Origin of the sequence: Pseudomonas sp. SLFW, assembly GCF_009905615.1 — a bacterium.
Classification (GTDB): Bacteria; Pseudomonadota; Gammaproteobacteria; order Pseudomonadales; family Pseudomonadaceae; genus Aquipseudomonas; species Aquipseudomonas bambusae.
Window position 1 is genome coordinate 35,804 of sequence record NZ_JAAAKW010000017.1, and the last position, 17,657, is coordinate 53,460.

Annotated in this window: 17 protein-coding genes; 13 read left to right on the top strand and 4 right to left on the bottom strand. The window is 60.3% G+C overall.

What is annotated here, in order from left to right:
* Positions 1–78 precede the first annotated feature (78 nt).
* Together GVN17_RS23650 and GVN17_RS23655 are read right to left on the bottom strand one after the other, a co-directional pair.
* The gene (locus tag GVN17_RS23650) at positions 79–642 is read right to left on the bottom strand and encodes a type 1 glutamine amidotransferase domain-containing protein (protein ID WP_166597688.1); all 564 of its coding nucleotides are present in this window, start codon (positions 640–642) and stop codon (positions 79–81) included.
* A 132-nt stretch (positions 643–774) separates the two neighbouring features.
* The gene (locus GVN17_RS23655; protein WP_166597689.1) at positions 775–1,110 is read right to left on the bottom strand and encodes a hypothetical protein; all 336 of its coding nucleotides are present in this window, start codon (positions 1,108–1,110) and stop codon (positions 775–777) included.
* 467 nt (positions 1,111–1,577) lie between these two features.
* On the opposite strand from GVN17_RS23655, the gene GVN17_RS23660 reads away from it, so the two are divergent.
* Positions 1,578–2,660, top strand: coding sequence for a glycoside hydrolase family 3 N-terminal domain-containing protein (locus GVN17_RS23660; RefSeq protein ID WP_166597690.1), 1,083 nt, complete (start codon positions 1,578–1,580; stop codon positions 2,658–2,660).
* 98 nt (positions 2,661–2,758) lie between these two features.
* Positions 2,759–3,166 (top strand): hypothetical protein, encoded by a 408-nt coding sequence (locus GVN17_RS23665; protein WP_166597691.1) that lies wholly within the window; start codon positions 2,759–2,761, stop codon positions 3,164–3,166.
* A gap of 12 nt (positions 3,167–3,178) precedes the next feature.
* Here GVN17_RS23665 and GVN17_RS23670 read toward each other — a convergent pair whose 3' ends face one another.
* Positions 3,179–4,357, bottom strand: coding sequence for a hypothetical protein (locus GVN17_RS23670; protein WP_166597692.1), 1,179 nt, complete (start codon positions 4,355–4,357; stop codon positions 3,179–3,181).
* A 194-nt stretch (positions 4,358–4,551) separates the two neighbouring features.
* Between GVN17_RS23670 and GVN17_RS23675 the strand changes: the two genes are divergently transcribed.
* The 10 genes from GVN17_RS23675 (at position 4,552) to GVN17_RS23720 (ending at position 15,465) form a co-directional block, all read left to right on the top strand.
* The gene (locus tag GVN17_RS23675) at positions 4,552–5,493 is read left to right on the top strand and encodes a LysR substrate-binding domain-containing protein (RefSeq protein WP_166597693.1); all 942 of its coding nucleotides are present in this window, start codon (positions 4,552–4,554) and stop codon (positions 5,491–5,493) included.
* 132 nt (positions 5,494–5,625) lie between these two features.
* Entirely contained in the window at positions 5,626–7,050 is a 1,425-nt protein-coding gene (gene aldA / locus GVN17_RS23680) for an aldehyde dehydrogenase (RefSeq protein WP_166597694.1), read from the top strand.
* Positions 7,051–7,303: 253 nt separating this feature from the next.
* Complete coding sequence (locus tag GVN17_RS23685) at positions 7,304–8,623, top strand: nitrate/nitrite transporter (RefSeq protein ID WP_166597695.1); 1,320 nt, start codon at positions 7,304–7,306, stop codon at positions 8,621–8,623.
* 1 nt (position 8,624) lies between these two features.
* A complete protein-coding gene (locus GVN17_RS23690; protein ID WP_166597696.1) occupies positions 8,625–9,842 on the top strand; it encodes a mandelate racemase/muconate lactonizing enzyme family protein in 1,218 nt (405 codons plus the stop codon).
* A 49-nt stretch (positions 9,843–9,891) separates the two neighbouring features.
* Positions 9,892–11,550: a GMC family oxidoreductase gene (locus tag GVN17_RS23695; protein ID WP_166597697.1), complete on the top strand. Its 1,659-nt coding sequence runs from the start codon at positions 9,892–9,894 to the stop codon at positions 11,548–11,550.
* A 147-nt stretch (positions 11,551–11,697) separates the two neighbouring features.
* A complete protein-coding gene (gene tam, locus GVN17_RS23700; RefSeq protein WP_166597698.1) occupies positions 11,698–12,462 on the top strand; it encodes a trans-aconitate 2-methyltransferase in 765 nt (254 codons plus the stop codon).
* Between the two features lie 37 nt (positions 12,463–12,499).
* Positions 12,500–13,003, top strand: coding sequence for a cupin domain-containing protein (locus GVN17_RS23705; protein WP_166597699.1), 504 nt, complete (start codon positions 12,500–12,502; stop codon positions 13,001–13,003).
* Between the two features lie 379 nt (positions 13,004–13,382).
* Positions 13,383–14,168, top strand: a complete 786-nt coding sequence (locus GVN17_RS23710) for a sulfite exporter TauE/SafE family protein (RefSeq protein WP_166597700.1) — start codon at positions 13,383–13,385, stop codon at positions 14,166–14,168.
* A gap of 92 nt (positions 14,169–14,260) precedes the next feature.
* Entirely contained in the window at positions 14,261–14,893 is a 633-nt protein-coding gene (locus GVN17_RS23715) for a LysE family translocator (protein WP_166597701.1), read from the top strand.
* Entirely contained in the window at positions 14,893–15,465 is a 573-nt protein-coding gene (locus tag GVN17_RS23720; protein WP_166597702.1) for a GNAT family N-acetyltransferase, read from the top strand. Before GVN17_RS23715 ends, GVN17_RS23720 begins: the two co-directional genes overlap by 1 nt.
* A gap of 60 nt (positions 15,466–15,525) precedes the next feature.
* Here the strand turns inward: GVN17_RS23720 and GVN17_RS23725 are convergent, their stop codons facing one another.
* Positions 15,526–15,855 carry a hypothetical protein gene (locus GVN17_RS23725; RefSeq protein WP_166597703.1) on the bottom strand — a complete coding sequence of 110 codons (330 nt, stop codon included), beginning with the start codon at positions 15,853–15,855 and terminating at the stop codon, positions 15,526–15,528.
* A gap of 677 nt (positions 15,856–16,532) precedes the next feature.
* Here GVN17_RS23725 and GVN17_RS23730 point away from each other — a divergent pair.
* Positions 16,533–17,501, top strand: a complete 969-nt coding sequence (locus GVN17_RS23730) for a threo-3-hydroxy-L-aspartate ammonia-lyase (RefSeq protein ID WP_166597704.1) — start codon at positions 16,533–16,535, stop codon at positions 17,499–17,501.
* The last annotated feature ends 156 nt before the right edge of the window (positions 17,502–17,657 follow it).

Consider the following 17,657-nt stretch of genomic DNA (forward strand, 5'->3'; position numbering starts at 1 on the left):
TTACTCTTCTTCCAGACGCACCGACGCCGCTATAAAAGCGGCGTCGGTGCGTTTTGCTTTCGGGCTACGCCACTGGCTTCATGCCGCAAGCAGCGCCTTGCCGATGGCCTCGTTGAAGGCAGGCAGGTCATCCGGTGTGCGCGAGGTGATCAGCGTCCAGTCGTTGGCGCCGCATTGCTTGACCTCGGCATCGACCCAGCCTGCCGCCTTGGCGTTGAGCAGGTCAGTGCGCACGCTAGGATAGGAGGTGAGCGTCTTGCCTTCCACAACCCCGGCATCGATCAGCAGCCATGGGCCGTGGCAGATCGCGGCAATGAGTTTGCCCGCATCAGCGAAGGCCTTGACCAGACGCTGGGCATCGGCGTCCTGACGCAGGGTGTCGGCGTTGACGGTGCCTCCCGGGATGATCAGCGCATCGAATTGATCAGCGGACAAGCCCGCCAGGCGGGCGTCCGAGGTGACGCTGGTGTCTTTCTCGGTGTCGTGCAGGAACGTCTGGGCGGCGCCGCCCTTGATGGTCGCGTGAGTCACAGTTGCCCCCATGCCTTTCAACGCCTCCAGCGGTTTGAGCAACTCGTCGCGCTCGATCCCGGTGTTGGCGGTGATGATCAGGACTTTCTTGCCGTTCAGTGTGGTGCTCATGGTGGTGATGCCTCCCAGTGGATACCGTGCCCGATAAATCGGACGTGTCGGTTCTCAGAGGGAATTGCAAAAACGAAAGTTCAGCCTGATTGCACCGTCGGCCATTCGCGCCATTGGAGGGTCAGGCTGGACTCACAAACATTCCCGAGCGGCTTTTTCCAGCGCGCTGCGACCGAACGCCGCAGAGAGGGGTGCCCGTTGATAGAAGAACACGCGGGTGTTGGGGTTGCCTTTGAACACTTCGAGAATGTCGTCTTGAGACACTTTGCTGGAGACCAGCAACTTAAAGTGGTTCTTGCCTTCGGTCATCGTCGTTTCGGGTTTGATTTTCTGCCACTTGGGGAACACGCATTGCGCGTAGTCCGCCGGGGCTTTGGTGGTTTCCAGATCGACAGATGGATTGTTCGGCGTGGAACCACAGCCATAAAGCGACACGGCCAGCGTAGCCGTCAGCAGTAAATGACGCATCGAGTTCATCCTGAAACTAAGCGTGAGATCACGTGAAGCCACTGCCGAGAAATTAATATCAATCCGATATCATTTTTCGATCTTTAAGTGGGCTCGCACGTGTTTGTTTTATCTCGACTTGAAAGAGAGAAGTTGGGGAACGGTATCGATTCTCATTGAAGCGTTTAGCGCCCCCTTCATCAGTTGCCGCGTATGTTGACGAGCAAACGGCTAAATGAAAAGAGCGTCCCGTAAATATTCCCCGCGCTCTTGATCTGGGCAGCGAATAGGCAGGCAACAGAAGCGTTTCCAGCGGTCATGAAACGTACACATCACAAAAGAGCCGCAGGACGGATGGTCACTTCAGTGCTCACTCAGGTGAGAAGTGAGCGCTCGATTTGAAGGCTTTCCGGCTTGACAATGCCTTTCATGAGCATAAAGTGAGCTACAACGAGCATTAATGCTCCTATTTATTGATGAGAACGAGCATGATGACCGAACTGCACCGAGCAGCCTATTCCGTCTTGCTACCGGCTTTCAGCGGCCTCACGCTTGATGAGGGTGTGCGTCGTTTCCTGAAAAACGGTGGCGTTTCCATCTTGTTGGGCGAAACCCGCGACGAATACCTCGCGCGCAAGATGACTTTCGAGCGTCGCCGCGCTGAAGCCCAGGCGGATTTCTCCCGTATCGTCGAGCATGCCGCGGACTGTGCAGGTGGCCCGGTATTGGTGGCCGTTGATCAGGAGCTTGGAGGCATACAACGGTTGCATCGGCTGGTGCCCGGTATGCCGTCGGCAGATGAACTCAAGACGCTCAGCAGCGAAGACATCGAGGCGCGCAGCTATGAGATGGCAAGTTCGGCGCGGGCCATGGGGGTCAATATGTTCCTGGCCCCGATCGTCGATGTGGTCACCGGCAACAACCCTTGGTTGCACAATCGCCATTTGGGGCCGGATGCCGTTCAAGTCGCGCGTATTTCCTGCGCGTTCATCCGGGGCGTGCAGCGGGCAGGGGTGATCGCCACGGCCAAGCACTTCCCCGGTCACTATGAAACCCAGGACGACCCTGCTGTGGCCAGGGCCTTCGTACCGGACAACCTTGAAGCGCTGAACGAGGGGCTGGACGTGTTCCGCCAAGTGATCGCGGCCGGCGTGAAAGCGATCATGCCCGGTCCGGCGGTGTTTCCCGCACTCGACCCGCAGCACTCCGCCAGCACATCGCGCAAGGTCATTGGGCTGTTGAGCGAGGAGTTAGGGTTCGATGGGCTGATCATTTCAGACGACCTGGACGCCGTGTCCATCCTGCGCGGCAACAGCATCACCGACACGGCCGTCACAGCGTTGGAAGCGGGCGCGCATCTTTTGCTGGTGTCCAGTGACTCGGGTCTGGACGACATCGCTCAGGCCATCGTCGATGCGGTGGAAAATGGCCGGCTTGATCGCCAGCGCTTGATGACAGCGTCGAATCAGGTGCGAGGCCTGGCGCAAGCGTCCAGAGACCAGGTCGAATCCGGGCTGTACGTGTCCTACCCGATTCCGGGCGGTCAGCTCACTCGACGTGTCGTTCGCTGACCACACACGTTCATTGCAGGGGCAGTAGGCAGCCAGGCGGGCGGCATTGCACAATGCAACCGCCTCGAAAGACCTCATCTGCCAAGAGTCTGCTGCCCATGTTTACGCCTCTCGCCTACGCCGAACTCATGCGTCTCGCCCAACGCTCCCACGCCATCAACCAGCCTTGCACGTGCCAGTCCAAATCCTTCGCAGGCTGGGAAGGGCTTCCCGTCTCGCTCAAAGAAAGCCAACTGCGGGAAGTCGGCTCCCTGATCGCCGCCGAGGAAGAAGACCTCACGCTCGACGAATACCATCCCGCCAACACCTCCTATTGGTCACCCGACGCCCCCATCGCCCCACAGTTCTTTCCCTACAACCGCTGCAGGGTTTGCGAATGCGTGACCTGCGGCCGCGTGTACCTGCGCTATGCCGAGGCAGGGGCTTACCACATCGAGCAGCGGATTCGCAGTCTCGATCCGGGGTTGATGGTGGATGTGGCGTTCGAGGGAGTTGGGCGGGCGTAGCGCGTCCAGCACTTAGAAGTAATACCCAACGTTCACATACAGCTGGTTCTCCCACTGATTGCTCCCCCCCGCGCCGAGGCTCTGGCTGTAATCGCTGCCGCCGATGTACGGGTCGTTCTTGCCGATGAGCCATTCGGTGGCGACCCACAGTTTGCTGACCGAGAACGAGGAGCCGAGGATCACGCGCTGGGAGTCGTCGAAGCCGGCGGCGGATTTCTGGTAGGCGCTGTAGTTGGCGTAGAGCTTGATGCCGCTGATCTGGTCGAACAGGTATTTGCCGCCGACATCGTAGCTCAGGTCGGCGACGTACAGGTTGGCGCGGCTGGCAACGTTGTAGGTGCCGTCGTAACCGCCGAAGGTGACCAGTTCGTCGGTGCCGGGGTTGCGCGGCGACATCTGTTGGCGGGCGGCTTGCAATTGCACGCCCCACGGGCCGTTTTTACCGATGTAGTGAACGGCGACGGCGTTGCGTCGGCCATCGCGGTCGGTGTCGTTGTTTTCCAGCGAAGAGCTCAGGCCCGAGACGCCGACTTCGGATTTCCATGGCCCGAGGTCGAGCGCCCTGGCCACCCGCAGCACGACGGTGTTGCGCTCCTGGTTGTCACTGCCGTTGGCGACGTAACTGTCCGCTTGCGACACGACACTGGAATACGTACGGCCTTTGCTGGTGCCTTTGCCTTGCCATGCCGGGCGCAGGTAGTAACCCGCCTGAATGTTCCAGTCGCCGGTTTGCTGAATGTATTTCGCGCCCATTTCCTCGACGTCTTCCAGGCCGACCACGTTGCCGAGGGTCTCGAAGAAAGTGCTGCCGAAGTAAGGCTGCAAGCCGAACGGGATCTGGTTCAGGCCCACTTGGATCTGTTGATCCGGGTTGAATTTATAGCCGACCCACGCGTACTCGGGGAACGAAATGTCGCCCACGTGTTTAGTGTATTTATAGGGGTAGGAGTGTCCGTAGAAGCGGTATTTCGCCGCACCGATCCAGCTGTCGGAGGTGTATTTGGCGGTGAGGAACACGGTGTCGAAATTGAATTTCTGAATGTCCCGATCCGGGTCGTAATCCCAGCGCGCTCGGATGGCACCGCCCAGGTCGAGGTGGTCGGTGACTGGCACGGCCATGGCAGGCGCGGAGCAGGCACAGAGAAGGGTGAGGCACGAAGCAGACAGCCGCAGGGAAGCGCAGGAAGGCATGGGTACGTCTCGGTTGTTTTTATTAGATGGCGCGCAGTTTTATGATCCGCGCTTCAATCGACAAACGATTATTTGTCCGGCCAAACCTTCGGCAAATGCATGTTACTGCCAGAAAATTCTCCAACGGCCGTAGTCGACACCTGTCGTACCGTGGGATGCTTCGCGCCTTCCCCGTGGCGGTCAGAGAGCTTCACATGAAACGCAAAATGCCCGGCCTCAATGCCCTGAAAGCCTTCGAAGTGGCCGGCAGCACCGGCAGTTTTACCCGCGCAGCCGAGCTGTTGAACGTGACCCAGAGCGCGGTCAGTCGCCAGGTGCGCCAGCTTGAGGAGCAACTGGGTGAGACGCTACTGGAGCGTCGCCATCATCATCTCGACCTCACCAGTGCCGGTCGGGTGCTGTTGCGGGCGCTGCATCAATCCTTCGACAAAATCGAAATGACCGTGCGCAGCCTTCAGCAGAAATCCCACTCCAATCGTCTGCGGATCAACGCGCCGCCGACGTTCACCCATCGCTGGCTGATGCCGCGGCTGGGGCGCTTGCGTGAGCAGCATCCTGAACTGGAGTTGAGCATCAGCACCCGTTTGCAGGACAGCCTGGCCGAGACCAGCACCCTCGATTGTGCGATCCGGTTTGGCAACGGCGAGTGGGACGGGCTGGACAGTTCACTGCTGATTCAGGAGCGGCACATCGCGGTCTGCGCGCCGTCGCTGTATGCGCGGGAGTCGAGCGACGAGGGGATCGACCTCAATCGCCTGACGCTGCTGCACGTGCTGGCCAACGAGGACCAGCGCTACCTGACGTGGAAACACTGGCTCGACGCCGCACGCATCCAGGGCGTCGATACCCAGGGCGGGTACGAGTTCGACCTGCTCGACCTGGCCATTCGTGCGGCGGTCGACGGGCTGGGCATCACCATCGCCGACTGGCACATGGTCGCTCCTGAATTGGCCACCGGACACCTGACTCAAGTGATGAACGTGCACGTCGAAGGCCACCAATCGTACTGGCTGGTAACGCGCCCGGAGCAGGATTTGCCGCAATTACAGGTCTTCAGCCAGTGGTTGCAGGAAGAAATCTGGCTGGCGCAGCGTCAGCTCGAACCCTCTACGGCGGCCCTGACAGCGATTCCCTGACCACCCAACGATAGGGTTGGGCACTAACGTGCGTTTTTGGAATGTTTGTCGGATCAATAAATCGTTTGTCGCCACCGTGTTCGATGACAAGACTGATCGTCATTCGTACAAAAACAACGGTGGACGTCCCACATGCGACTCGAACGAAACTATGTCAACGGCCAGTTTGCCGAGCCTGCCCATGACGCGGTAATTGCGGTCTACAACCCTGCCACCGAAGCGTTGGTTGGACATGTCCCGGCGGCAACCGCCGAGGAAGCGGTGGCGGCCGTGAACGCCGCCGCTGCAGCGCAGAAAGTCTGGGGCGGTTTGACCAGCATCGAGCGCGGTGACCATCTGCGTTCCCTGGCCGACGCCCTTGAGGCCTGCGCCGAAGACATCGGTCAGGCCCTGGCCGCCGAGTCCGGCAAAAGCGTCAGCGACGCCAGCAACGAGGCTCGCTACGCGGCGCAAATCACCCGCTACCACGCTGAATGGGCACGCCGTATCGAAGGCGAGATCATCCCCAGCGACACCCCTAACGAAAATATCCTGCTGCAACGTCAGCCGATCGGTGTGGTGGCGTGCCTGATTCCGTTCAACTACCCGGTCTATACGCTGCTGCGCAAGATCGCCCCGGCGCTGATCGCGGGCAATACCGTGGTGGTTCGTCCGAGCAACAACACGCCGATTTCAGCCTTTGAAATCGCCAAGGCCGTACAGCAATCCGGTATTCCGGCCGGGGTGATCAACATCCTGACCATGGACCACAAGACCGCTGCGAGCGTTTGCACCCATAAAGCCGTGGGCATGATCACCCTGACCGGCAGCGTCAACGCCGGGCGCATCGTGCTGGACTATTGCAAGGAAAACATCGCCAAACCGTCGCTGGAGCTGGGCGGCAAGACCCCCGTGATTATTGAGGCCGATGCTGATCTGGAAAAAGCCGCGAGCGATATCGTTGCCTCCAAGACCACCCACTGCGGCCAACTCTGCACGGCGGTTGAGCGGGTGTATGTGCACGAGAGCGTCTACGAGCGCTTCCTCAGTTTGCTCAAAACCAAGATCAGCGCGGTGGCTTTTGGTGATCGAGCCGAAGACGCTTCGCGCATGGGCCCGCTGGTCAGTGCGAGTGCCCGACAGAACATTCACGCCCTGGTCGAGCGTGCCATCGGCGAAGGCGCAGTGCTCGAAACCGGTGGCGTGTTGCCCGTAGGTAAAGGCCATTTCTACCCGCCGACCCTGCTCAGTGGCTGCCGTCAGGACATGGAGATCGTTCAGGAAGAAATCTTCGGCCCGGTGCTCCCGGTGCTCAAGTACCGCGACATCGACGAAGCGCTGGTCATGGCCAACGACCATCAATTCGGCTTGTCGTCGGTGCTGTACACCGAGAACTACCGCACCACGATGAAAGTCGCCAACGCCATCGAAGCCGGTGAGCTGTACGTCAATCGCACCCCTGCCGACCCGTATCAGGGTTTTCACGCCGGTTGGAAACGCTCGGGGCTGGGGGGCGATGACGGCAAGCACGGCATGCTCGAATTCACCCAGACCCGGCTCGTTGTCCTCAAGTTCTAGCGGCGAGCTTCAAGCGGCAAGCGGCGAGCGGCGAGCTGCAAGCTGCAAGCTGCAAGCTGCAAGCTGCAAGATAAAAGCAGACCGCGTGCTGCTTTGAAGCAGCGGTAAGTCCCGAGCTGCAAGCTGCAAGCTACAAGGCAAAAGCGCCCCGCGTACCGCTTTTACTTGCAGCTTGCCGCTCGAAACTCGCCTCTGCGCCCATAACAACAATATAAAAAGCGCCTCGGAATCCGGGGGCGCTGAGGTCTTTCCCATGTCCAAGCCTGCTTCTGTTGCGGCCGCTGTTCAGTCGTCCGCTGCCGTGCCCGTCGCCAAGAGCGACAAGGCCAGCCGTTATATCCAGCTGATGCTGCTGGTGCTCGCCGCTGGTGCGATCTACCCGATTCTCTATCTGCGTCAGGTCTACCAGACCACCATGCTCGACGTGTTTCAGATCAGCCACAGCGAATTGGGCTATCTGTATTCGATGCTGGGCACGATCTTTCTGATCAGTTACCTGCCCAGCGGCTGGCTGGCGGACCGTATCGCGCCGCGCTTTCTGATCTTCTTTTCCCTCGTCGCCACGGGTGCGTTGGGCCTGTGGTACTCGACCGTGCCGTCGATGACCGGGCTGATGATCATCTTCGGCTGCTGGGGGCTGACCACCGGTTTGACCTTCTGGGCGTCGGTGCTTAAGCGCGTGAAAATGATTGCTCAACACTCCGAGCAGGGACGGTTCTTCGGCATTCTGGACGGCGGCCGCGGGTTAGTAGAAGCGCTGCTGGCCACCGTTGCGCTGGGCATCTTCGCTTACGCCATCGGCACGGGCGGGCAGACGGCGGCGGAGGGTTTCCGTCATGTGGTGTACCTCTATTCGTTCATCTGCATCGGCCTGGGTTTTCTGCTGGTGCTGGTGAAAGACCCGAAATCAGTCTCGGCTGAAAACGCCGAAAACGAAGAAAAGCACCACCTGCTCAGCGACCTCGCGACGCTGATCAAAATCCCGGAACTGTGGCTGGTCACGGCGATTGTGTTCTGCGGCTATCACATCTTCTGGGCCACCTACAGCTTCTCGGATTACCTCCAAGGCAGCGGCATGACCGCCGTCATGGCCGGCACCATCACCACCATCAAACTGTGGATGCGTCCGGTGGGCGGCATCGGTGGTGGCTGGCTGGGCGACAAGTATTCGAACATCTCGGTGCTGATCGTGGCGTTGGCACTGGCGTCACTGGCGATGGTCGGGCTGGTGCTGTTCCCGGCGCTGAACAACCTCGGTTTGCTGGTGGTGACGGTGATCTTCATCGGCCTGATGACCTACGCCATTCGCGGCCTGTACTGGGCGATTCTCGACACGTGCAACATTCCGCTGCGCATCACGGGCCTGGCCATTGGCATCGTCTCGGTGGTGGGCTATCTGCCGGACACCTTTATTCCGCTGATCAATGGCTACCTCACTGAGCAGTTCCCCGGTGCTCTTGGTTACAAGCTCTATTTCAGCTACATCGCTTTCATTGGCCTGATCGGCACCCTCACAGCCCTGGCGCTGCGGGCGCGGGTCAAGCGCAAAACCTTCAACGCACACGGTGCCTGACATGAAAATCATCGCCTTGGAAACCCACATCGTCGCCGTTCCGCCGCCGCACATCGGTGGCATGTACTGGCTGTTCGTCAAACTGAAAACCGATTGCGGCATCGAAGGCGTCGGCGAAATCTACGCCGCCACGTTCGGCCCCAAAGCCATGCTGCCGATCATCGAAGACGTGTTCGAGCGCTACCTGCTGAATCATGACCCGCACCACATCGAACGCTTCTTCCGTCAGGCCTATTCGAGCGGCTTCACCCAGCGCCCGGACCTGACGATGATGGGCGTGGTCAGCGGCCTGGAAATGGCGTGCTGGGACATCATCGGCAAGGCGGCGAACAAGCCGGTGTACGAATTGCTGGGCGGTAAGGTCAACGAGCGTCTGCGTTCCTACACCTACCTGTACCCGCTCAACAGCCAGGGCGAGTACGACTACGACGACCCGGACCTGGCGGCTGAATGTGCGGTCGAGAACATGAACAAAGGCTTCACCGCCGTGAAATTTGACCCGGCCGGGCCTTACACCGCGTACTCCGGCCACCAGATTTCCCTGGAAGTGCTGGAGCGCTGCGAAACCTTCTGCCGCAAGATTCGGGAAGCCGTGGGCAACAAGTGCGACCTGCTGTTCGGCACCCACGGGCAGATGGTGCCGTCCTCAGCGATTCGTCTGGCACAGCGTCTGGAAAAGTACGACCCGCTGTGGTTCGAAGAGCCGGTGCCACCGGGGCAGGAAGAGGCCATGGCGCAAGTGGCGGCCAAGACCAGCATCCCGATTGCCACCGGCGAGCGCCTGACCACCAAGTATGAATTTTTCAAGCTGTTGCAGGCGGGCGGTGCGTCGATCCTGCAAATGAACGTCGCGCGCTGCGGCGGTCTGCTGGAAGCCAAAAAGATCGCCAGCATGGCCGAGGCCTACTACGCGCAGATCGCGCCGCACCTGTACAACGGCCCGATTGGCGCGGCGGCGAGTTTCCAGCTGGCGACCTGCACGCCGAATTTCCTGATTCAGGAAAGCATCGAGACCTGGGGTGGCTTCCACGCCGAGATCCTTAAGAAGCCCTTGCAGTGGGAAGACGGCTACATCATCCCGTCCACCGAGCCTGGCCTGGGTGTGGAACTGAACATGGACGTGGTGCGCGCCCACACGCCGTACACCGGTTCGCGTTTGCACCTGCAGATGGCGCCGACCCCGGCGGATGTGAAAGACACATCACCGGCGCGGGGCTGAAGCCGGCGCCAATGCCTCTTTTGAATAACGACTTACGCGGTAACCGTGCATGACATACGACTACATCATCGCTGGCGCTGGCGCCGCAGGTTGCGTTCTGGCCAACCGCCTTTCAGCGTCCGGAAAATACACGGTGCTGCTGCTCGAAGCAGGCGGCAAAGACAGTTCGCTGTGGTTCAAGATCCCGGTCGGTTTCGCCAAAATGTATTACAACCCGACCTTCAACTGGATGTATTACAGCCAGCCACAGAAGCAACTGGCCAACCGCGCCATCTACGCCCCGCGCGGCAAGGTGCAGGGCGGCTCCGGGTCGATCAACGCGATGATCTATGTCCGCGGCCAGGCCCACGACTTCGATGACTGGGCGGCGGACGGCAACGACGGGTGGGGTTTCAAGGACGTATTGCCGTACTTCCGCAAACTGGAAAACCACCCGCTCGGCGACACCGAATACCACGGCAGCAGCGGCCCGATCAGCATCACCCCGATGAAGGGCCAGACGCACCCGATCTGCGACGTGTTCCTGGAAGGCTGCGAACAGCTGGGCTATTCGCGCAGCGAGGATTTCAACGGGCCGACATTCGAAGGCGCAGGCCTCTACGACGTCAACACCCGCAACGGCGAGCGCTGTTCCAGCAGCTTCGCGCACCTGCACCCGGCGCTGGGGCGCAGCAACCTGACGCTGGAGCATTACGCACTGGTGGATCGTGTGCTGTTCAATGAGCAGGGGACTCGCGCCGTCGGCGTTGAGGTCAGTCAGAACGGCGTGAACCGCACGTTCATGGCGAATAAGGAAGTGATCCTCTGCGCAGGCGCCGTCGACACGCCGAAAATCCTGCAACTGTCCGGCGTGGCCGATCAAGCGTTGCTGAAAAAACATGGCATCCCGCTGGTGAGGCACTTGCCAGCCGTGGGCCAGCACCTGCAGGACCACCTCTGCGCCAGCTATTACTACAAGGCCAATATTCCGACCTTGAACGACCAGCTCAGCTCGCTGTTCGGCCAGTTCAAGCTGGGCCTGAAATACCTGTTCACCCGCAAGGGCGCACTGGCGATGAGCGTCAACCAAGCGGGCGGCTTCTTTCGTGGCAACAATGAGCAGAGCCACCCCAACCTGCAGCTGTATTTCAACCCGCTGTCGTACCAGATTCCGAAGAACAACAAGGCCAGTCTCAAACCCGAGCCGTATTCAGGGTTTCTGCTGTGCTTCAACCCGTGCCGCCCGACCAGTCGCGGCCACGTGGAAATCGCGTCCAGCAACCCTCGCGATGCGGCACTGATCGACCCCAATTACCTGAGCACCCAGAAGGACATCGACGAGGTGATTCAGGGCAGTCGCCTGATGCGCAAAATCATGGGGGCGCCCGCGCTCAAAGGCATCACCGTAGAAGAGGTCTTGCCAGGCTCGGCGGTGCAAACTGATGAGGAAATGCTGCAATATTTCCGCGAGAACAGCGGCTCGATCTATCACCTCTGCGGTTCTTGCACGATGGGCGCCGACCCCTCGACGTCGGTGGTGGACAAGCGCCTCAAGGTGCACGGGTTGGCGGGATTGCGCATTGTCGATGCGTCAGTCTTCCCCAACATCACCTCGGGCAACACGCACGCAGCGGTCCTGATGGTGGCAGAGAAGGGCGCTGATCTGATTCTGGAGGATGCGGTGGTCGCGGTCAGTGAGGTCGCGCAGGCTGCCATTCACGCGGCTTGATAGATCTGAGGCGAGCGCGATGGCCCTGCGGGAGTGAACACGCTCACTCTCACCGTCGTCGTGCGGCGCCGATAGCTGTTCATTTGTACTCCCGCGCGGCAGGCTTTACCCTCCACGGCATGCCTTTCATGACAGAAGGAATGCCTGATGAGCTGGTCAGCCAAGCAGTATTCGATGTTCGAGCAGCAACGCACCCGCCCGGTTCGCGACCTGGTCGCCGCCATTCCCACGCAAGACGTCAAGACTGCGATCGACCTCGGTTGCGGTCCGGGCAACTCCACCGAAGTGTTGGCCGAGCGTTTCCCCGACGCGCTGATCACCGGTCTCGACAGCTCCGATGACATGCTGGGCGACGCCCGTCAGCGCCTGCCGAATATCACGTTCGAACTGGCCGACATCGGCGTCTGGAAACCGGCTCAACGCTACGACGTCATTCTCGCCAACGCCTCGCTGCAGTGGGTGCCGAATCACGCCGAGCTGTACCCGCGCCTCGTCAGCCAGCTCAACCCCGGTGGCAGCCTCGCCGTACAGACCCCGGACAACCTTGAAGAACCCGCCCACCGACTGGCGCGCGACATCGCGGCGAACGGGCCATGGGCCGACAAGATCGCCTCGGTCAAACACCCGGATCGTCATCCGGCCGCGTATTACTTTGAGCTGCTGCAACCGCACGCAGCGGAAGTCGATGTCTGGTGCACCACCTACCACCACCCTTTGGCCGGTGGGCATGCGGCGGTGGTCGAATGGTTCAAGGGCTCGGCACTGCGTCCGTACCTGCAAAAGCTTGATGACAGCGAGCAGAAAGCGTTTCTCGATGCCTATTTGAACGCAATTTCACAGGCGTATCCCGCATTGGCGGACGGCTCCGTGCTGCTGCCGTTCCCGCGGCTGTTCGTCGTTGCGACCCGCTAGATGCGCGCCTACAGATGCTGGGATCACAGGAAAAAATATGACCAATCGTCAGCTCGATCTGGCATCTCGCCTGATCCGCAACTTCAACGAAGTGCCGTTGGAAGCTGAACGTCGCGACCCGCTCTACGAGAGTCAGGCCGCGAGACTCGGCACCGGCACCGCCGCCCAAAAGCTCGGCGCCTCCGTGGACATCGTTGCGCCGGGCAAACGCTCCTGCCCCTACCATTTCCACTACGCTCAGGAAGAGATGTTCGTGGTCATCGAAGGGCAGGGCAGCCTGCGCGTCGCGGGCGAAATGCTGCCGATCAAGACCGGCGATGTGATCTTCATTCCCCCGGGCCCGGAATACCCCCATCAGATCATCAACACCTCCGACGCCCCGCTCAAATACCTTTCCATCAGCACCCGCGAAACCCCGGAAGTCTGCGAATACCCGGATTCCGGCAAGTATCAGGCGATGGTCACTATAAATGGTGCGAGGGCGTTCAAGGCCGTGCAACGTCCGGAGGCGACGCTGGATTATTGGGACGGGGAGCCGTGAGCGTCGACGTGTCTGTGACGTGACTCGCTGTCCGATGTTTTGAAATGCCGCGCGGCAAAGGGGACGAATTCATTCGCGAAAATCAGTCAGGCGACAGAGATGTGCCGGATGTACCGGCCCTTCGCGAATGAATTCGCTCCCACAGTTGGAACGGCGTCGGCGATACTTTTGCGGCGACACGGGGCCTCTGTGGGAGCGAATTCATTCGCGAAAGATCGACCAGGCAACGCAGGAGTGCCTTCTGGAACACGATCACACGCACAGCTTTGGTTATAACCATAGACCTTTTTGATCTACGCCCTATATAAGAAAAACAGCGGTCCTTAGATGAAAAATCGTTATCCTGCGCGCCAGTTTTTTCCGCGTGTCAGGCAGAACAATGGATTTTGGCAATATAGGTTTCGTCGTGGCTGGCCTGGTGGTCGGTTTCATCGTCGGCATGACAGGTGTCGGCGGCGGGTCGCTCATGACCCCCATTCTGCTGTGGTTCGGCATCAATCCCGCTACCGCCGTGGGCACCGATCTGCTGTACGCGGCCATCACCAAAAGCGGCGGCGTGCTGGTGCACAGGAAGAACGACAACATCGACTGGGGCATCACTGGCTGGCTCACGCTGGGCAGCGTGCCTGCCGCCGGGTTGACGCTGTGGTTCCTGAGCAGCTTGCACACTGCGCCGGACGCGATGAACGCGGTGATCAAGCAGGGTCTGGGCGTCGTTCTGCTGCTGACGGCATTGGCCATCTTCTTCAAACAGCGTTTGTTGGCGTTCGCTCAGCGCCACGCCGGGGATCACTACCGCCTCAGTGATCGAAGCTTGAACAGCCTGACGGTGCTCACCGGGGTGATCCTCGGCGTCATGGTTGCGTTGACGTCTATCGGCGCGGGCGCGCTGGGCACGGTGGCTTTGTTTATCCTCTATCCGTTTCTGCCCACGCGTCGGCTGGTCGGCACCGAGATCGCCCACGCCGTGCCGCTGACGCTGATCGCAGGCCTCGGCCACGCCAGCATGGGCAACATGAACTGGCCCATGCTGGGCTTTCTGTTGATGGGGTCGTTGCCGGGGATTTATCTGGGCAGCCAGTTGACCGGGCGTGTGCCCGACGCGGTGCTGCGGCCGTGCCTGGCGTTGATGCTGATCGCCATCGGATACAAGCTGGCGTTCTGAATCGGCCGGGCAGACCCAATCAGTCCGCTCGTCAAAAACTCGGCAGCTCCGTAAACTGACACGTCTTGTGCCAGCCACGAAAGGGACGTCCCATGCTCGCCTTCTCCACCCTCGCATTGTTCTCGGGGGCCTGCCTCGCGCTGGCGCTCACCCCTGGCCCCGACATGCTGCTCATCGCCTCGCGCAGTGCCAGCCAGGGCAGGGCAGCGGGTTTCGCCTCGCTCGCAGGCATCCAGCTCGGCACCTATTGCCACGCACTGGCGGCCGCGCTAGGGCTGTCCCAACTGTTCGTCACGGTGCCGGTGGCCTACGACGTGGTGCGCTTCATCGGCGCGGCGTATCTGCTGTATCTGGCGTTCAAGACCTTCCGCTCGACCGGCACCGCGCTGTCGGCCAATGCGTCGTTGCCCCGCTATTCGCGGGCGCAGATTTTCCGCCAGGGCCTGCTGACCAACGTGCTCAATCCCAAAATGGCGCTGTTCGTGCTCGCGCTGTTCCCGCAGTTTATCGATCCCGACGCAGGGTCCATCGTCGTGCAGATGTTGCTGTTGGCAACGGTGTTGAACGCCGTGGGTGTCATCGCCAATGGCGCAGTGATTGTCATGGCCAGTCGTCTCGGTCAACGGGTCGGCAGCAGTGAGCGGGCGGCGCGCTGGATGCAGAAAATCCTCGGCACAGTCTTTCTCGGCCTGGCGTGCCGACTGGCCCTCGTCGGGCGCGATTGATGGAGATCATTGCTGAGCCGCAGTTGATCCGGCTGGTCACGGAGCGGTTGATCCTGCGGCCGGCGCTCGCTGGGGACGCGGCGCAGATACGGGCGTACAACCTGACCAACCACAAGCACTTGCAGCCGTGGCAGCCGACCCGTCCCGCCGGTTTTTTCGACATCGACAACATTCTGATGCGCATTGCCTACGTTGAACGCGAGCGGCTGGCGGGGCGTTGTCTGCACCTTTTGATGCTTGATCGTGCCAGCGGCGACATGGTGGGCGAATGCAATTTCAGCAACGTCGTGCTGGGGGCATTTCAGGCGTGTCACTTGGGGTATTCGCTGGCCAAGGCCGTCCAAGGACAGGGGCTGATGACTGAAGGGCTACGCCGGGGCATCGCCCACGTGTTCGACGATTTGCAGTTGCACCGGATCATGGCGAACTACAAGCCAGAAAACGAGCGCAGCGGTCGCGTGCTGGAAACACTGGGATTCGAGAAGGAAGGCTTCGCCCGGGCCTATCTGAAGATCAATGGCGAATGGGCGGACCATGTGCTGACGGCTCTGGTCAATCCGGGGCTTTCGTAAGCACCTGCAAAAACGCCGCTGCCCACCTGTTCAAACGAGTGGCCAGCGGCGTGGCAAGGTTCAGCAAAGTTTGTCGATGACGCGCATGCCCGGCTCTTTTTGCGCGCTGCCCCATTCGCTGCTCAGGGTGTCGAGCACCTGACCCAGGAATTGTTTGTCGGCGGCGGCTTTCTTGCCGACGTAGCCGTGGCCTTTGCGGTACATCTTCAGCCGCGCACGCATGTGCGGACGTTGTTCGTCGAACTCTTGTTCCTCGGTGCAGGCACCCAGGCCGTCCATGTGCACATCACCTTTCTCACAGACCCAGAGAATGTGGCTATCGAGGGAGTCCTTCTGCGCCGCGAACAGTCGAGCCAATTGATCAATGGTGGGTTGATTGTTCAGATTCATGGTTGGATACCCCTTTATCGCCTGTCGTTAATCTATCTGGTTAGTTCAAACGTAATGGCAGATCGTCCATCGATCCGCAGTCCTTTCACACGCTGACAAACAAGGTCCGTCAAACACAACAGAGCCGGAGCCGTTGCCGGGCAGGAGGTGGTGTTGATGAGAGGCTGAAACGGGATGGGTCGAAACGCAGGAGAGAAACGGCGGGCGTCGTAAGGACACTGGCGACGTATCGTGGTCGGCCACAAGTGTCTTGAGGACGTTTCGCCAGCGCTCGGCCTATGGGTCGATCATGCCGGTTCAGCTTCATCAATCTGCCTTGTGGGCAGCACACATCCAGAGGTTGTTCGACGGCTTTGTCGAACGGGCCCGGAATACTTTTGCCAGCTCTCCCGATCAGGGAGACGGCCTCACTATGCAATCGCCGAAACACTTCGTCAACTGTTTTGTAGTGATTATTTTCATGGACTACATTTTTTGTAGTGCCGATACACAAAGGTCCGTTCGTGACTACAAAGTCAGTGTTTACGGGGCCTGTACCAATGTCCCGGTTGTCATCGACCCAAGAACGGTTGCCTGAACCGCTTGCGAACCTTTACCTTCCCGAGGTCTGTGTTCCATGGCTGGCGAGCCCGGGATTTTCGATGAAACCGGTCTTGCCGACGACTAAGAGGATGATGATGGAAACGCTCGTACTCCCCACGTATGACGATGTGATCGCAGCCGCCAAACGTATCGAAGGCCACGCCCACAAGACCCCGGTCCTGACCTCACGCACGGTGGACCGTGAGCTGGGCGCCGAGGTGTTTTTCAAATGCGAGAATTTCCAGCGCATGGGGGCGTTCAAGTTTCGCGGGGCGTTCAATGCGTTGTCGAAGTTCGACGCCACGCAACGCAAGCATGGCGTGGTGGCATTTTCTTCCGGAAACCATGCGCAAGGTATCGCCTTGTCCGCTCAACTGTTGGGCATCCCCGCGACCATCGTCATGCCCCACGATGCTCCGGCCGCCAAGGTGGCCGCGACCAAAGAATACGGCGCCACCGTGGTGGTGTATGACCGCTACAAGGAAGACCGCGAAGCGATTGGTCGCACTCTGGCGCAAGAGCACGGGCTGACGTTGATCCCGCCTTACGATCACCCGGACATCCTCGCGGGGCAGGGGACAGCCGCCAAGGAGCTGTTTGAGGAAGTGGGCGCTCTGGACACCTTGTTCGTCTGCCTCGGCGGCGGCGGGCTGCTCAGCGGCTCCGCGCTGTCGACCCGGGCGCTGGCGCCGAACTGCAGGCTGTATGGGGTAGAGCCTGAAGCGGGCAACGACGGTCAGCAGTCACTGCGCAGCGGCCGCATCATCAAAATCGATACACCCAAAACCATCGCTGACGGCGCCCAGACGCAGTATTTGGGCAATTACACCTTCGGCATCATCCAGCGTGACGTGGATGACATCCTCGTCGCCAGCGATGCGCAACTGGTGGAAGCGATGCGCTTCTTCGCCGAGCGTATGAAAATGGTGGTCGAGCCGACCGGATGTCTCGGCTTTGCCGCTGCCCGTGAAAGGGCGGCTGAACTGAAAGGGCAGCGGGTGGGGGTGATCATCAGTGGCGGAAACATCGACCTGAACACGTACGCGAAGCTGCTGGCGCGCTGACCGATCCGTGAATCGACCGCACCAAAAGGGTCAGCCCGCGTCCTGAATCCCCCGATTTGGTGCGTGCGCTGACCCTTTCTCTCTGTCATGGCGGGGCGCTCCGGCTCAGCTCTGATGGCACTGTGCTTGCAGCATCTTCCGCACACACGGACGGAG

Coding starts and splice junctions, on each gene's coding strand:
- GVN17_RS23650 (WP_166597688.1), bottom strand. CDS start 642: ATGAGCACCACACTGAACGGCAAGAAAGTCCTGATCATCACCGCCAAC.
- GVN17_RS23655 (WP_166597689.1), bottom strand. CDS start 1,110: ATGCGTCATTTACTGCTGACGGCTACGCTGGCCGTGTCGCTTTATGGC.
- GVN17_RS23660 (WP_166597690.1), top strand. CDS start 1,578: ATGATGACCGAACTGCACCGAGCAGCCTATTCCGTCTTGCTACCGGCT.
- GVN17_RS23665 (WP_166597691.1), top strand. CDS start 2,759: ATGTTTACGCCTCTCGCCTACGCCGAACTCATGCGTCTCGCCCAACGC.
- GVN17_RS23670 (WP_166597692.1), bottom strand. CDS start 4,357: ATGCCTTCCTGCGCTTCCCTGCGGCTGTCTGCTTCGTGCCTCACCCTT.
- GVN17_RS23675 (WP_166597693.1), top strand. CDS start 4,552: ATGAAACGCAAAATGCCCGGCCTCAATGCCCTGAAAGCCTTCGAAGTG.
- aldA (WP_166597694.1), top strand. CDS start 5,626: ATGCGACTCGAACGAAACTATGTCAACGGCCAGTTTGCCGAGCCTGCC.
- GVN17_RS23685 (WP_166597695.1), top strand. CDS start 7,304: ATGTCCAAGCCTGCTTCTGTTGCGGCCGCTGTTCAGTCGTCCGCTGCC.
- GVN17_RS23690 (WP_166597696.1), top strand. CDS start 8,625: ATGAAAATCATCGCCTTGGAAACCCACATCGTCGCCGTTCCGCCGCCG.
- GVN17_RS23695 (WP_166597697.1), top strand. CDS start 9,892: ATGACATACGACTACATCATCGCTGGCGCTGGCGCCGCAGGTTGCGTT.
- tam (WP_166597698.1), top strand. CDS start 11,698: ATGAGCTGGTCAGCCAAGCAGTATTCGATGTTCGAGCAGCAACGCACC.
- GVN17_RS23705 (WP_166597699.1), top strand. CDS start 12,500: ATGACCAATCGTCAGCTCGATCTGGCATCTCGCCTGATCCGCAACTTC.
- GVN17_RS23710 (WP_166597700.1), top strand. CDS start 13,383: ATGGATTTTGGCAATATAGGTTTCGTCGTGGCTGGCCTGGTGGTCGGT.
- GVN17_RS23715 (WP_166597701.1), top strand. CDS start 14,261: ATGCTCGCCTTCTCCACCCTCGCATTGTTCTCGGGGGCCTGCCTCGCG.
- GVN17_RS23720 (WP_166597702.1), top strand. CDS start 14,893: ATGGAGATCATTGCTGAGCCGCAGTTGATCCGGCTGGTCACGGAGCGG.
- GVN17_RS23725 (WP_166597703.1), bottom strand. CDS start 15,855: ATGAATCTGAACAATCAACCCACCATTGATCAATTGGCTCGACTGTTC.
- GVN17_RS23730 (WP_166597704.1), top strand. CDS start 16,533: ATGGAAACGCTCGTACTCCCCACGTATGACGATGTGATCGCAGCCGCC.